This is a genomic window from Tropicimonas sp. S265A, from assembly GCF_049800835.1.
Lineage (GTDB): Bacteria > Pseudomonadota > Alphaproteobacteria > Rhodobacterales > Rhodobacteraceae > Dinoroseobacter.
Map to the genome: position 1 here is coordinate 153,687 of NZ_JBNAFU010000004.1, position 12,706 is coordinate 166,392.

Annotated in this window: 16 protein-coding genes; 8 read left to right on the forward strand and 8 right to left on the reverse strand. The window is 59.7% G+C overall.

All coding sequences use genetic code 11. The annotated features are described in order from the left end of the window. Positions 1 to 50: 50 nt before the first annotated feature. Positions 51 to 257, reverse strand: coding sequence for a cold-shock protein (locus ACP15N_RS12440; protein ID WP_425092605.1), 207 nt, complete (start codon positions 255 to 257; stop codon positions 51 to 53). 707 nt (positions 258 to 964) lie between these two features. Here ACP15N_RS12440 and ACP15N_RS12445 point away from each other — a divergent pair. Continuing rightward, a complete protein-coding gene (locus ACP15N_RS12445) occupies positions 965 to 1,177 on the forward strand; it encodes a hypothetical protein (RefSeq protein WP_425092606.1) in 213 nt (70 codons plus the stop codon). A gap of 66 nt (positions 1,178 to 1,243) precedes the next feature. Then, a complete protein-coding gene (locus ACP15N_RS12450; RefSeq protein WP_425092607.1) occupies positions 1,244 to 1,642 on the forward strand; it encodes an acyl-CoA thioesterase in 399 nt (132 codons plus the stop codon). A gap of 241 nt (positions 1,643 to 1,883) precedes the next feature. Here the strand turns inward: ACP15N_RS12450 and ACP15N_RS12455 are convergent, their stop codons facing one another. Both ACP15N_RS12455 and ACP15N_RS12460 read right to left on the reverse strand, forming a co-directional pair. Beyond that, positions 1,884 to 2,012: an entericidin A/B family lipoprotein gene (locus tag ACP15N_RS12455; RefSeq protein WP_425092609.1), complete on the reverse strand. Its 129-nt coding sequence runs from the start codon at positions 2,010 to 2,012 to the stop codon at positions 1,884 to 1,886. Between the two features lie 78 nt (positions 2,013 to 2,090). Continuing rightward, complete coding sequence (locus ACP15N_RS12460) at positions 2,091 to 2,222, reverse strand: hypothetical protein (protein WP_425092610.1); 132 nt, start codon at positions 2,220 to 2,222, stop codon at positions 2,091 to 2,093. 573 nt (positions 2,223 to 2,795) lie between these two features. Here ACP15N_RS12460 and ACP15N_RS12465 point away from each other — a divergent pair. Continuing rightward, a complete protein-coding gene (locus ACP15N_RS12465) occupies positions 2,796 to 3,509 on the forward strand; it encodes a DUF6236 family protein (protein WP_425092611.1) in 714 nt (237 codons plus the stop codon). A 204-nt stretch (positions 3,510 to 3,713) separates the two neighbouring features. Here the strand turns inward: ACP15N_RS12465 and ettA are convergent, their stop codons facing one another. Continuing rightward, positions 3,714 to 5,369 (reverse strand): energy-dependent translational throttle protein EttA, encoded by a 1,656-nt coding sequence (ettA, locus tag ACP15N_RS12470; protein WP_425092613.1) that lies wholly within the window; start codon positions 5,367 to 5,369, stop codon positions 3,714 to 3,716. Positions 5,370 to 5,495: 126 nt separating this feature from the next. On the opposite strand from ettA, the gene ACP15N_RS12475 reads away from it, so the two are divergent. After that, positions 5,496 to 5,978 (forward strand): MOSC domain-containing protein, encoded by a 483-nt coding sequence (locus ACP15N_RS12475; protein WP_425092614.1) that lies wholly within the window; start codon positions 5,496 to 5,498, stop codon positions 5,976 to 5,978. Here the strand turns inward: ACP15N_RS12475 and ACP15N_RS12480 are convergent. Further along, complete coding sequence (locus ACP15N_RS12480) at positions 5,959 to 6,861, reverse strand: trypsin-like serine peptidase (protein ID WP_425092615.1); 903 nt, start codon at positions 6,859 to 6,861, stop codon at positions 5,959 to 5,961. The two genes, ACP15N_RS12475 and ACP15N_RS12480, sit on opposite strands and share 20 nt — an antisense overlap. A gap of 140 nt (positions 6,862 to 7,001) precedes the next feature. Here ACP15N_RS12480 and ACP15N_RS12485 point away from each other — a divergent pair, with 140 nt between their 5' ends. Continuing rightward, positions 7,002 to 7,598 (forward strand): nicotinate-nucleotide adenylyltransferase, encoded by a 597-nt coding sequence (locus tag ACP15N_RS12485; RefSeq protein ID WP_425092617.1) that lies wholly within the window; start codon positions 7,002 to 7,004, stop codon positions 7,596 to 7,598. A 4-nt stretch (positions 7,599 to 7,602) separates the two neighbouring features. Here the strand turns inward: ACP15N_RS12485 and ACP15N_RS12490 are convergent, their stop codons facing one another. Both ACP15N_RS12490 and ACP15N_RS12495 read right to left on the reverse strand, forming a co-directional pair. Beyond that, on the reverse strand, positions 7,603 to 7,782 hold the full coding sequence (locus tag ACP15N_RS12490; protein WP_425092618.1) for a PLDc N-terminal domain-containing protein: 180 nt from the start codon (positions 7,780 to 7,782) through the stop codon (positions 7,603 to 7,605). Between the two features lie 23 nt (positions 7,783 to 7,805). Beyond that, positions 7,806 to 8,228: a tellurite resistance TerB family protein gene (locus tag ACP15N_RS12495; RefSeq protein WP_425092620.1), complete on the reverse strand. Its 423-nt coding sequence runs from the start codon at positions 8,226 to 8,228 to the stop codon at positions 7,806 to 7,808. Between the two features lie 119 nt (positions 8,229 to 8,347). Between ACP15N_RS12495 and ACP15N_RS12500 the strand changes: the two genes are divergently transcribed. Beyond that, entirely contained in the window at positions 8,348 to 9,928 is a 1,581-nt protein-coding gene (locus tag ACP15N_RS12500; RefSeq protein ID WP_425092621.1) for a lysine--tRNA ligase, read from the forward strand. A gap of 51 nt (positions 9,929 to 9,979) precedes the next feature. Then, on the forward strand, positions 9,980 to 10,390 hold the full coding sequence (locus tag ACP15N_RS12505; protein ID WP_425092623.1) for a DUF4864 domain-containing protein: 411 nt from the start codon (positions 9,980 to 9,982) through the stop codon (positions 10,388 to 10,390). Between the two features lie 27 nt (positions 10,391 to 10,417). Here ACP15N_RS12505 and ACP15N_RS12510 read toward each other — a convergent pair whose 3' ends face one another. Beyond that, positions 10,418 to 10,795: a PAS domain-containing protein gene (locus tag ACP15N_RS12510; RefSeq protein WP_425092625.1), complete on the reverse strand. Its 378-nt coding sequence runs from the start codon at positions 10,793 to 10,795 to the stop codon at positions 10,418 to 10,420. Between the two features lie 225 nt (positions 10,796 to 11,020). Here ACP15N_RS12510 and ACP15N_RS12515 point away from each other — a divergent pair, with 225 nt between their 5' ends. Continuing rightward, entirely contained in the window at positions 11,021 to 12,691 is a 1,671-nt protein-coding gene (locus ACP15N_RS12515; protein WP_425092626.1) for a Hint domain-containing protein, read from the forward strand. Positions 12,692 to 12,706: the final 15 nt, after the last annotated feature.

Here is a 12,706-nt window from a genome sequence, read left to right on the forward strand (position 1 = left end):
AAAAGAGCGCGCCCCGAAGGTCGCGCTCCGTACCAAATATCCGAGTTGCCTCAGACGAGCTCGATGTTCACCGCGCTCTCGCGACCATCGCGGCCGGCTTCAAGGTCGAAAGAGACCTTCTGGTTGTCCTGCAGGCCGGTCAGCCCGGAACGTTGCACGGCAGAGATGTGCACAAACACGTCCTTCGATCCGCCGTCCGGCGCGATAAAGCCGAAGCCCTTCGTTTCGTTGAACCACTTAACGGTGCCAGTAGCCATCCGTTTTCTCCTTAGATCATACCCGTCCGCGGAAGTGCGACGGGGTCGGCGTCAGTCTTTAGCAGGTCGAGACTGAAGCCCGTCGGGTCCGGGAACCCGTGATCGGAGCCAGTTGGTCGAATTGCGGTAACGGTCGCTGGGCCGATATGGCAGGGATTTTCGCACCTGACAAGAAATAACCATCGCATCTGGGCGCTCGGACGGCGCTGCTGGCAAGATTGTGACCGATTGCAAGTGTATGTGCGAAAATCCGCAGGAACGGACATCTTTCGTTAACCACTCAGACAAGTTATCAAAAAAATGACTTAAAAATAAACTGTTGTGACGACGATTTTGCCTCGTTTTCGCCACGGATTCCATCGAATGTCAAAACTACGGAGCGCGTGTGGCAAACTCGGGCTTCGGCGTCGCAAAGGTTTCAGATCAGAGCGCGCCCCCGGCACCAGGATGGTGCACAGATTATCCCGTGCGGACGATGGTCCCGTTCGCACCGCCACTCAAGGCACAGCGAAAAGCGTCCCCCGGTTCAGGTCCCGAGGGACGCTTTTTTGTCGTCCATTATGCCCTGGTCACATGACAGTGTCCGGCAGGCTGATGGAGTGTCGCCAAACGGGAAAAAGTGCCCCAAAAAAACCTGATTTCCTTTGACCACGCGTGCCCTCTGCGCATCTTCTGAAGGGTGTTAAGACACTGTGTGGGCTAGTTTAATGAGTGACATTTCGAACAGCACGGGGGGCGTCTCCCCTCTGGTGTTCCCGGCGCAAGCGGGCGGACCCGATCTGCGCCAGAGGGCACGTGACCGCCGCAAAGCGGCGTTGGAGGTTCTGGCACAGCGCCGGGCGCGCGGTGAAACAGAGATGATCGTCCGGGCCAGGCGACGGCATGAGCGATTGAAACGGGATCTTCTCAACGCGCGGTGATCGCGCCCTCTTTGCAACCTTCGCGACTGCCATCTAGTCTGTTGGGCAGCAACGACCGGAGGGGACATGACCGACGCACCAGATGGCGCGCTGACGCTCAGAACGCTGGCGATGCCGGCGGATGTGAATGTAAACGGGGATATCTTTGGCGGCTGGGTCCTGAGCCAGATGGACATCGCCGCCGGGATCGTCGCCGGGGAACGGGCGCAGGGCCGGGTGGCCACGGTCGCGATCGACGCGATGAAGTTCATCCGCCCGGTCAAGGTCGGGGACGTGCTGTGCATCTATGCCAGCGTCAACCGGGTCGGGCGCACCTCCATGGGGATCGCGTTGGAGGCGTGGGTGCTGCGCGGGCGGATCGGCGCGCGCGAAAAGGTGACCGAGGGCACGTTTACGTTTGTGGCCATTGACGAGCACGGGCAACCACGCCCTGTGCCTGCGGAGGCCACGACGCGAATGGTCTAGATGGCTGCCCAGTCAGTGAAGCGGACAGGCGGCTTTTCCTGCGGCTGTGGCTGCTGCGGGGCAGGGGGCTGGGGCGCTTGGGGCATTGGGTTTCTCCGTGACTGATACTCTACCAGCTAGGGAGCCTGCGCGCCGTTTCTGCCGATATTACGGCCGTTTCGCGGTGGTGTGAGAACAAGTTCGTGGCCCGTGAACGGCTGAAACATTCACGGGCGACAGGGTATTTGGGGGCTGAAAGTGCTTACTTTGCCGCTTCGGCGATCGCGTCGCCTGCTTCGGACACATCCTCGCCAACACCTTCAACAGTGTTGCACGCGGCCAGCAGGAAGGGTGCTGTGAGCAGGATGGCGAGGAAGGATTTGATTTTCATGGGTATGGTCTTTCCTGTTGTCTTCGCGCCGATTAAGGCGCGGTTTTCAGGCAGGCGCAAGACCGGTTCGCCCCGCGCTTAGCTGGGCAGGTCCTCCACCATCGCCTCGGCCTCGGAGACATCTTCTTCCACACCCTCATCAACTTGCGCACAGGCGCCGAGAAGGAGGGGTGCGGCGAGGAAAAGGGTGAGCAAGGTCTTGGGGATCATCGGGCGTCCTTTCGTGGAAGTTGGCAAAAAGGCTGGAATCGAACGGTTATCAAGCAGACTTAAAACCCACTCTGAGCTCCTAGCTCTTTACCTCGAATTCTTCTTGTACATCCGAGGTTCTGTTGTGGTTTGCAGAAATCCGACAACAGCATTTTGTGCTTCATGGTCACAAGCCCCACCTTAGTAGGGCATCGGGAGAGTCAAATGAACCACCACGTTGTAGATTGCCTCAACCTGTCGGCGCCGCGTAATACTGCGGCAGATATCTCGATACTCCAGCGAGGTGAGACGAGAGTAATCCTAGGTCCTTTGCCTGAATTGAAGACTAACCCCTTTAACGTTTACGCGAAGCCGACTCGGCCACAGCTGAAGTTTGCCGAATTCAGATCACATTTCTTGAGTGTAAACAAAATAGTTCAATTTTCTACGTTCTTTGATCGCGTAGCATGCCCATTCTTGTCATGCCCGTTCACTGGACGAGTGCTGTTATCTTTCGATAACCGAACACGTGTGCTTGTTGAAGAAGGACTACTCCAACTTTCGGAGCACCCGTTTGTCGGTGTAGTCGAATTCATGAAGTCAGACCAGTTTTCGTCGACACATGGCGGACGCCACATAAAACAGATAGCTTCTCTTTATACGAACTCTTTCACAGCACTTAATCAGAGAGATCAAGGACGGTGGTCATTGGGCGTGCCGACGCCCATTTGGATGAAACCGGTAAGCTACGGAGCTGGGCTTGCGATCGATATGCAGTTGGTTGGGGCGTTACCTTTAGTCACGGATATTGAAGACCCTTATCATTGGCTTCGGTTTCGTGAAAACCGTAAGGATGAAAGACAACGTATTCTAAATGAACTTGCAGAATTCAAAGTTAGCATTCTGCGAGCGGAGAACCAAAAAGAAGCCGCGGCAAAGGCCGTTGCGTCGATAAGTACTGCTTGCCACGACTTGTTACGGGTAACTGAGGAAGCGCGTTTTGGTTACGACTGGAGTACAGTTTCTTTTCGATTTGATGTTGAGGCGGGATTCACTGGCGCTGTACGTGGCTTTGAAATGGCTTCTGAAGGATTGCCTGGCGTCGGAGTCGCACCAGAAGCCGCAGCGATTTTGGGGGGAACTATTGGTTTACTTAGAGGCGGCTTAAAGATAACTGGAGCACCGCGATCAATACGTAAATTGACGTCTACAGCGCCATTTGGTTCGATCATTAAACTGCAATACAGAGAGAGAAACCTACTGGATGAAATAAAGCCTTTCACGTCTAACAAGTTCGTAGCTGGTTGAACAACGCGTGTATCCCGAAGAAACCACAACTGGTCGGCAAACAGTCTTAAGCCGCTATGCGGTTCTCACCTTGCACTCATAATAGTCATCACCCTTTTTGGCTTTTACTGTGTTCTAAGCCTCAACGGTGGGCACTCCAAATTTGGCGGGGCCAAACCGCTTTCGCGCACGCTCGCCCCCAAGCGGAACTCCAAGAAACGCACCCTAACGGGTGAATTTCTTGTATTTCACGCGCTTGGGTTCAAGGGCATCTGGCCCCAACCGCCGCGCCTTGTCTTCCTCATAAGCCTCGAAGTTCCCCTCGAACCATTCGACATGGGCGTCGCCCTCGAACGCGAGGATGTGCGTGCAGAGGCGATCGAGGAAAAACCGGTCGTGGCTGATGACGACGGCGCAGCCGGCGAAATCCTCGATGGCGTCTTCCAGCGCGCGGAGGGTTTCGACGTCCAGATCGTTGGTCGGCTCGTCGAGGAGCAGGACGTTGCCGCCCGATTTCAGCAGTTTGGCCATGTGGACGCGGTTGCGTTCGCCCCCTGACAGCAGCCCGACTTTCTTCTGCTGGTCGCCGCCCTTGAAGTTGAACGCCCCGCAATAGGCGCGGGAGTTCACCTGTGCATCGCCAAGCTCGATGATCTCTCCCCCGTCCGAGATTTCCTCCCACACGGTTTTGTCTGCATCGAGCGCGTCGCGGGACTGGTCGACATAGCTGAGTTGCACGGTGTCGCCGGTGCTGATGCTGCCGCCATCGGGCTGCTCCTGCCCGGTCAGCATGCGGAACAGGGTCGATTTGCCCGCGCCGTTGGGGCCGATCACGCCGACGATCCCGCCGGGGGGGAGGGAGAAGCTGAGATCCTCGATCAGGAGCTTGTCGCCATAGGCTTTGGTGAGGTTTTCAACCTCGATCACCTTGTTTCCGAGGCGCGGGCCGTTGGGGATGATGATCTGCGCCTTGCCGACCTTTTCGCGCTCGGACTGGCTGGCCATTTCCTCATACGCGTTGATCCGGGCTTTTTGCTTGGCTTGCCGCGCCTTGGCACCCGCGCGGATCCACTCCAGTTCGCGCGCCAGCGTTTTCTGCTTGGCCTTGTCTTCCTTGGCCTCCCGCTCCAGCCGCTTGGCCTTTTGGTCGAGCCATGCGGAATAGTTGCCCTCGTACGGGATGCCGCGACCCCGGTCCAACTCCAGGATCCAGCCGGTGATGTCGTCGAGGAAATAGCGGTCGTGGGTGACGATCAGGATCGTGCCCTTGTAGTCGATCAGGTGCTTTTGCAGCCACGCGATAGTTTCGGCATCGAGGTGGTTGGTCGGCTCATCAAGCAGCAGCATGTCGGGCGCCTCGAGGAGGAGTTTGCACAGCGCCACGCGGCGGCGTTCCCCGCCCGAGAGGTGGTCGGGCATCGCGTCATCGGGGGGGCAGCGCAGCGCTTCCATCGCGATGTCGATCTGCGCGTCGAGGTCCCAGAGGTTGTTGGCGTCGATCTCGTCCTGGAGTGCTGCCATCTCGTCGGCCGTTTCGTCCGAGTAGTTCATCGCCAGTTCATTGAACCGGTCGAGCTTGGCCTTCTTTTCGGCCACACCCAGCATGACGTTGTCGCGAACGCTCAGGGTTTCGTCCAGCTGCGGTTCCTGCGGCAGGTAGCCAACCTTCGCGCCCTCAGCCGCCCACGCCTCGCCGGTGAAGTCGGTGTCCAATCCGGCCATGATCTTCATCAGCGTTGACTTACCCGCGCCGTTGACGCCAACCACGCCGATCTTGACGCCCGGCAGGAAGCTGAGGCGGATGTTTTCAAAGCATTTCTTGCCACCGGGATAGGTCTTTGACACGCCATCCATGTGGTAGACGTACTGATAGGCTGCCATGGGTCTCTCCGCCGCTGGAATTCAAGTGTTGGATGGTAGATAGCGGCTCGCGCGACCCGGGGCAATGTGGGCTGTGCGCGGTGCGCGGCCGGGGTTAAGATCGCGCGGACAGCCCGGGGGAACTGCATGGCCGTACCGTTGAAAGACCTGATTGGACGCGTCGCGCAGCCCGGGCATCTTGTGTGGATCGGGCTGCGGTCTGCGCGTCGTGCCCCGGTTGATGTGGTGACCGGCGCGCGCCTGACCGGCGGCGGGCTGGAGGGGGATCGGGCCCGCGCGGGCAAGCGTGCCGTCAGCCTGTTCCAGGTCGAACACCTAGCGGCGATTGCCAGCTATCTGGGATACCCGGACCCGATCGACCCCAGGCTTCTGCGGCGCAATCTGGGGATTGGCGGGCTGAACCTGCTCTCGCTGAAGGGCCGCGAGATTGCGATCGGGTCGCAGGCCGTTCTGCGTATCACTGGACCCTGTGCACCCTGTTCCCGGATGGAGGAGGCTTTTGGTCACGGCGGTTACGCGGCGGTGCGGGGTCATGGCGGGATGACGGCGGAGGTTGTTCAGTCGGGGGCGATTGCGCTGAATGACAGTGTCATCGTTTTGCCTGAGTAAGGTCTGACCACACCAAGGCGGCTTCGGGCGCGTGATGTGCGATCCATGCCCCGAGTGAGGTCGCATCGGTTTCAGGGATTTCGCCGCGCCAAGTGGGCGTGTAGGCCCCGTGGCGTTTGGGCACACGCAGCCACGGCGCGCCGCAGGTTTTTCCGTCGGGGATGCCGGACCCGAAGATCACGCCGATAACGAACTCCCGGCCCTGAGTGTCCCGCGCGATCAGGGGGCTGCCGCTGTCACCGTTGATGATCCTGCGGCCGTCCTTGCGCAGAGGGGGAAGCGTAAACAGATGGCAGGCGTTTGCGGTCCAGGGCTGAACCGGACCAGTACGGCGTTTGGGTTGGTCGTGGAAGTCGTGTTTCGCCTCGCCCCAGCCGGAATGCCGCAGGTCAAGCTCGGTCCAGTTGAGGCGCCCTGGACCGTCGCCCAGCCCCACCAAGACCGGCATCGGCGTGGCGACGCCGGACGGCACCGGATGGGCCAGCCGCAGGAGCGCCATATCGGCACAATAGGGCAGGCTGTATTCCTTTGCCTGTATCCCCAGCCCGAACCGGTTCTCGTTGACCCCAAATCGGATTGTCGGTTTGCGTTTTGGCGCGATCGGATGAAATGCCATCGGGTCCTGCCAGGCGGCCCGGCCTTGCAACTTGCGCTGCTGCGAAAGCTTCTCGCAGGGCAGAACGGTCCCCTCCGGGGCCTTGGTGACGACCGCCGGGACGCAATGCGCCGCAGTCAGGACGATCCGCTCTGTAATGAGTGTGCCGGTACATCCGCCAATGCGCACAACCGCGTTGGCTTCAGGCGTGTTCACATCGTCGCGTGTTTCGTCCTGGGCCGAGGCCGACCCGGGGTTCAGCAACAGCATGGAAAGAACAACAGACAAAAACCGCGCACAAACTTTCATGCGGAAAGGATGCGTGAACTCTGGCGCCCTGTCGAGAGGGGCACCGTGTGCATTGACACAGACGTGACAAGCCGCGATGCAGGTGCGCGCCGTCACTCAGGGCGAACGAGGGAGGTTTCATGCGCACAGGCTGGCCAATGGCCCCCTCCGGCGCTTGCGTCGGTGTTCTAGGCGGGTCGTTTGATCCCGCGCACGAGGGGCATGCCCATATCACCCGAGAGGCGCTCAAGCGGTTCGGTCTTGACCGCGTGTGGTGGCTGGTTTCGCCCGGCAACCCGCTCAAGGCCACCCAACCGGCCCCCCTTCAAAAACGCCTTGCCCAAGCGCGATCGGTAATGCGGCACCCGCAGGTCGAGGTCTCGGATCTCGAGGCACGGCTGGGCACACGCTACACCGCTGAAACGCTGGAGGCTTTGCGCAAACGGTATGTAGGCGTGCGGTTCGTCTGGCTGATGGGGGCCGACAATCTGGCCAGTTTTCACCACTGGGACCGTTGGAAGAGCATTTTGGCAACCGTTCCGGTGGGTGTGCTGGCGCGCCCAGATGCGGAAATCGCAGCCCTGACATCGCCGGCGGCGCGCTGTTTCGCGGGGGCGCGGTTGCGCGGTCCAGACATCCGCAGCTTGGGTCGCTCAAACGCCCCTGCCTGGGCCTACGTCACGATCCCGCTTGCGCCGCACAGCTCCACCGCGATCCGCGCTGCCGGGGCCTGGTAGGCGTTCAGGTCTTGCGCGGGCCGAAGAACAGCCAGGCGATAAACCCGATCAGTGGCAGGAAGAACAGGACAATCGACCAGACGACCTTCGCGCCCGTGCTCGCGCCGCTGTTCCAGATGTTGTAGACGGCATAGAGGGCAGCGCCGAGAACCAGCGCGCCAATCAGACCAAGTTCCATGGACATGTCGTGACTGCCTTTCGTTCACGTCAAAGGGTCAGGTGCCGCGCGCGTGCGCCGCGCTCGATTGCGGCGGCGGCGAGGCGGTCGACCTCCAGCTGATAGCGAACCTCCGCCAGCATCGCGAGTTCGGTTTCACGCAGCAGCCCGTCTGCCGCGGCCACGTCGCAGGCCAAGGCATAGGCCGTCTCGGCAAGACGCTCCGGAAGGCCCGACTTGATCAACCCGAACAGGGCATCCAGCCCGTCTTCCTCGGAAAACAGATCAAATACGATTTGGCTGACCTGTTTCATTCGATCAATGTCGTAATCCGCGAAAACCGGCAGGTGGTTGACGATCTGCTCGATCGACAGCAGCTCCGCTGTGCGGATCGTCTCGTCAGAAGCGGAAACCGCCACCATGAGCGCAACCAGAGCGTCCTGTGGCGAAAGGGCAGTGTCGAGAGCGGGCATGCGGGCTTCCTTTGCAAAGTGTTACTGCCCGTAAATATTGACGTCCCGCCCGGCCCGCAATAGCAACCGCGTCACGCATGCGGCACGGGGCTGCGTGCGGAGTGGAAAGCACAAACACCATGACCGAACTGCGTGAACTGGCGATGTCGTCGAAAGCCTGGCCTTTTGAAGAAGCGCGCCGGGTCCTCAAACGCTATGCCAAAGGCGCGCCGGAAAAAGGCTATGTGTTGTTCCAGACCGGGTACGGACCCAGTGGGTTGCCCCATATCGGCACCTTCGGGGAGGTGGCGCGCACCACGATGGTGCGTCGTGCTTTCGAGACAATCTGCGATATCCCCACCAAGCTTATCTGTTTTTCCGACGATATGGATGGCTTTCGCAAGGTGCCCTCGAACGTGCCCATGCAGGAAGAGTTGCAGGCCGACCTTCACCTGCCGCTGACCAAGGTGCGTGATCCGTTCGGCACCCATGCCGGATTTGCCCAGCATAACAACGCGCGGCTGTGTGAATTTCTGGACAGTTTCGGGTTCGAGTACGAATTCGCCAGCGCGACAGACTACTACACCGCAGGGCGGTTCGACGAGATGCTCCTGGTCGCTCTGGAACGCTTTGACAAGATCATGGAAATCATGCTGCCAACATTGGGTGCCGAGCGACAGGCAAGCTACTCGCCATTCCTGCCGATCAGCCCGAAGACAGGGCATGTCCTGCAGGTTCCGACGCTGGAACGCAACGTTGCGAAGGGCACCATCGTCTACGAAGAACCAGATGGCGAACGGATCGAGATTCCTGTCACTGGCGGCAACGTCAAGATGCAATGGAAACCGGACTGGGCGCTAAGATGGGCCGCCCTTGGCGTCGATTACGAAATGTCTGGCAAAGACCTGATAGACAGCGTGACCCAGTCGTCGAAGATCTGCCGTGCCCTCGGGCAAAGGCCACCGGAAAGCCTGTCCTATGAGCTTTTCAATGACGAGGCTGGGCAGAAGATCTCCAAGTCCAAGGGCAACGGGCTCAGTATGGAGGAATGGCTGGCCTACGCCGCGCCCGAAAGCCTTTCATATTTCATGTACCAGAAGCCCAAAACGGCCAAGCGGCTTTACTTCGATGTAATCCCGAAAGCCGTGGACGAGTACCATCAACAATTGCGCGCCTACCCCGATCAGGACCTTAAGGCGCAACTTGCAAATCCGGTCCACCATATCCACCGAAGCAGTGTGCCCGGCTCCGACATGGTGATCTCCTACGCGATGCTTCTGAACCTTGCGAGCGTTGCGTCTGCGGAGGACAAGGACGCTTTGTGGGGGTTCATCAAGCGGTATGCTCCGGAAGCGAGCCCGGACACCAATCCGCAACTCGACGTCATGGTAGCGCGTGCCGTGCGCTACTACAATGACTTCGTGAAGCCCACCAAGACCTACCGGGCACCAACAGATCTGGAACGCGAGGCGCTGGAGGATCTGCGTGCCCGTTTGGCCACGTGGACCGGAGGCCCGGACGCCGAAGCGCTCCAATCCGAGGTGTTTGCCGCCGGTCGGGAAAGGTTCGATCCCCTGCGCAACTGGTTCACCGCGATCTACGAAGTGTTGCTGGGGGCGTCCCAGGGGCCGCGGTTCGGCGGGTTTATAGCGCTTTACGGTGTTGACGAAACGGTTGCCCTGATCGACGCGGCACTCGCCGGGGAACTGACCGCGAGTTGACCGGTCTGCAGGGCGAGATACGTTCTCCTGAACACACCGGAGGACGCGATCATGATCAGACGGACTTTCCTTGTAACCCTGTTGGCGCTCGCCGCAACGGGGACCAACGCAGACGAATCCGCGGCCCCCGATATTCGGGCCACGATCAGCGCGCAACTTGAGGCGTTCAAGTCCGATGATTTCGCGCAGGCGTTCAGCTATGCGTCGCCCATGATCCAATCGATGTTCGGCACGTCTGACCGGTTCGGCATGATGGTACGGAACGGGTATCCCATGGTCTGGCGACCAGACGAGGTGCGGTATCTGGAACTCGAACAGCGCGGTGGCAGCCTGTACCAGCAAGTGCTTATTCGCGACCTGCAAGGCGGTGTGCACGTGCTGGAGTATCAGATGATCAGGAACCAGGCAGGTTGGCGGATCAACGGCGTGCAGATCCTGCGCGACCCGAGTGTTGGTGCCTAAAGGCTTTTTCCTTGGGACGCGCGGATTTTACACCGGGTTCTGCGCGCCAGCGAAAAATAACAGGGCACCGTCCGCATCGTAGATGGGTCTGATCCGCAAACGGTTCAGGAAGGGCGCACCGTCCTTGCGATAGTTCAGAATATCGATCGTGAAGCAGGTCTGTGCCCGAAGGCCGCTCCGGATCGCCTCTATGGCGTGTGGGTTGGTGTCAGGCCCCTGGAGAAACCGGCAGTTTCGACCCAAAGCCTCCTCCACGGAGTAGCCGGTTTGCAGAGCAAACTCGTCGCTGACGTAGATCATCGGGTTGTCCGGTAAAGACGGGTCGGAAAAGACCACGCTCATCTCGCTTTCATCCTGCTCCAGCAAAGAGCGCAAATAGGCCATGTCAAACTCGGTTTCGGTCATGGGCTTTTCCTTTCCTCGCCGCATAGCTAGGGCTGTTGTGCGTGTTCGCGAGCGCCAATCGTGACGAAATCTCAATCTTGAGTGTCCAGAGTGATCTGGTTTGCAGACATGGAACTCAGTTTCCGTGTAAGGAGGCGAACGCGGGGCTGTGCGAAGGGGCGCGTGACGATATGTTGCGAATAGCGCAGGTGCGGACCCACGTGGGCTTTTGAAGGAGGTTGCCTCGTGGTCAACTCGACTGGCAGTGACGATCTGGGCGGTGTCAACCAGTCCGCAGTCAATACGTTCGGCAACGCCGGTTTCTGGTTCGAGTGGATCGAATTTTCGAACAGCGCCAGAAATCTGACGGAGGCGGGGTTCGACACGTCCGATGGATCCATCCTGCCCGGCACCACGATCTACAATGCCGGCAGCACCGATGATCTGAACAGCCTTGCCACCAATGCCAGCGCATCTGTGCTGGGCAATGATGTCACCGGAGACCGCGCGCTTTTCGGCATTCGCGCGACAACCACGCTCACAGTCACCAACGCCGGAACCTACACGTTCGATGTGCGCTCGGATGACGGGGTCATCCTGTACGTGGATGGCGTGCAGGTGGTAAATGATGACAGCCTGCACGCCCCGCGCAACCGAGCCGGGAGCATTGATCTGACGCCGGGTGAGCACGAAATCATCATCATCTATTTCGAGCGTACCGGTCAGAACGTCCTCGAGGTTGATATCCAGAGCGACCCTGGAGGTGATTATCCGACCCAGATCCTGTTGCAGGACGCCAATGTGCAGGCCAATGCCGGCAACGATACGGTGGACGGGCGCGCGGGCGACGACGTGATCGATGGTGGTGCAGGCAGCGATACCCTGATCGGAGGCGCAGGCGACGACATCCTTGATGGCGGTGCGGGGACAGACACACTGACAGGTGGCGATGGAGATGATGTCTTCGCGGTGAGTTCCGGCGCCGACACAATCACGGATTTCAACGCAGGCAATTCGGGGCCGATCGACGACGGGGATCAGACAAACAACGATTTTGTTGATTTGAGCGGTTTCTACAACGCCTCGACGCTCGATGCGGTCAACAACGCGGATGCAGACCCTGGCAACGATTTCGTGACCGAACTTGGCATGCTGAGGGCCGATGCAGCGGACGGCACGATTGACGGGGTTATCGGTGGCACTGACTACAGTGCCGAGATTGGTGGTATCGACCTGACACTGCAAAATGGCGGGGCGGCGGTCACCGGCAACGCCATTACCTTTGACAACACGAATGTGGCTTGCTTCACGCAAGGCACCCTGATTGACGTCGCCAGCGGTGCTGTCGCGATAGAAACCCTCCGTGTGGGCGACAAGGTGCGCACCCTGCACAATGGTTTGCGGCCAGTTCGCTGGATCGCATGCCGCAGGCTCGATGCGGCCGATCTGGCCTACAACCCGAATTTGCGGCCTGTCCGGATCAGAGCCGGTGCATTGGGGGTGAATACGCCTGCTCGGGATCTGGTGGTTTCCCCACAGCACCGCGTTCTCGTCCGTTCCAAGATTGCCGAGCGCATGTTCGAAACGCGCGACGTCCTCGTTTCTGCCCGGAAACTCTTGGTGCTGGACGGGGTCGAGGTCGCCCATGATTTCGACACCGTGGATTACTATCACATCATGTTTGACCGGCACCAGATCGTCTTTTCGAACGGGGCCGCGACTGAAAGCATGTTTGCAGGCCCCGAGGCGCTGCGCGCTCTGCCGGATGCTGCGCGGTTGGAACTTCTTGCGCTTTTTGAGGATCTGCAGGACCCAGACTGTCTGCCGCAACCGGCCGCCCTTATCCCAGAAGGGGGCAAGCAGAAACGGCTTGTCGCGCGCCATGCAAAGAACCGTCGCCGTCTGTTTGAAGCCTAGTACCCTGCGATCCCG

Coding starts and splice junctions, on each gene's coding strand:
- ACP15N_RS12485 (WP_425092617.1), top strand. CDS start 7,002: ATGCGCACAGGCTGGCCAATGGCCCCCTCCGGCGCTTGCGTCGGTGTT.
- ACP15N_RS12495 (WP_425092620.1), bottom strand. CDS start 8,228: ATGCCCGCTCTCGACACTGCCCTTTCGCCACAGGACGCTCTGGTTGCG.
- ACP15N_RS12440 (WP_425092605.1), bottom strand. CDS start 257: ATGGCTACTGGCACCGTTAAGTGGTTCAACGAAACGAAGGGCTTCGGC.
- ettA (WP_425092613.1), bottom strand. CDS start 5,369: ATGGCAGCCTATCAGTACGTCTACCACATGGATGGCGTGTCAAAGACC.
- ACP15N_RS12450 (WP_425092607.1), top strand. CDS start 1,244: ATGACCGACGCACCAGATGGCGCGCTGACGCTCAGAACGCTGGCGATG.
- ACP15N_RS12445 (WP_425092606.1), top strand. CDS start 965: ATGAGTGACATTTCGAACAGCACGGGGGGCGTCTCCCCTCTGGTGTTC.
- ACP15N_RS12460 (WP_425092610.1), bottom strand. CDS start 2,222: ATGATCCCCAAGACCTTGCTCACCCTTTTCCTCGCCGCACCCCTCCTT.
- ACP15N_RS12475 (WP_425092614.1), top strand. CDS start 5,496: ATGGCCGTACCGTTGAAAGACCTGATTGGACGCGTCGCGCAGCCCGGG.
- ACP15N_RS12490 (WP_425092618.1), bottom strand. CDS start 7,782: ATGTCCATGGAACTTGGTCTGATTGGCGCGCTGGTTCTCGGCGCTGCC.
- ACP15N_RS12455 (WP_425092609.1), bottom strand. CDS start 2,012: ATGAAAATCAAATCCTTCCTCGCCATCCTGCTCACAGCACCCTTCCTG.
- ACP15N_RS12465 (WP_425092611.1), top strand. CDS start 2,796: ATGAAGTCAGACCAGTTTTCGTCGACACATGGCGGACGCCACATAAAA.
- ACP15N_RS12500 (WP_425092621.1), top strand. CDS start 8,348: ATGACCGAACTGCGTGAACTGGCGATGTCGTCGAAAGCCTGGCCTTTT.
- ACP15N_RS12505 (WP_425092623.1), top strand. CDS start 9,980: ATGATCAGACGGACTTTCCTTGTAACCCTGTTGGCGCTCGCCGCAACG.
- ACP15N_RS12510 (WP_425092625.1), bottom strand. CDS start 10,795: ATGACCGAAACCGAGTTTGACATGGCCTATTTGCGCTCTTTGCTGGAG.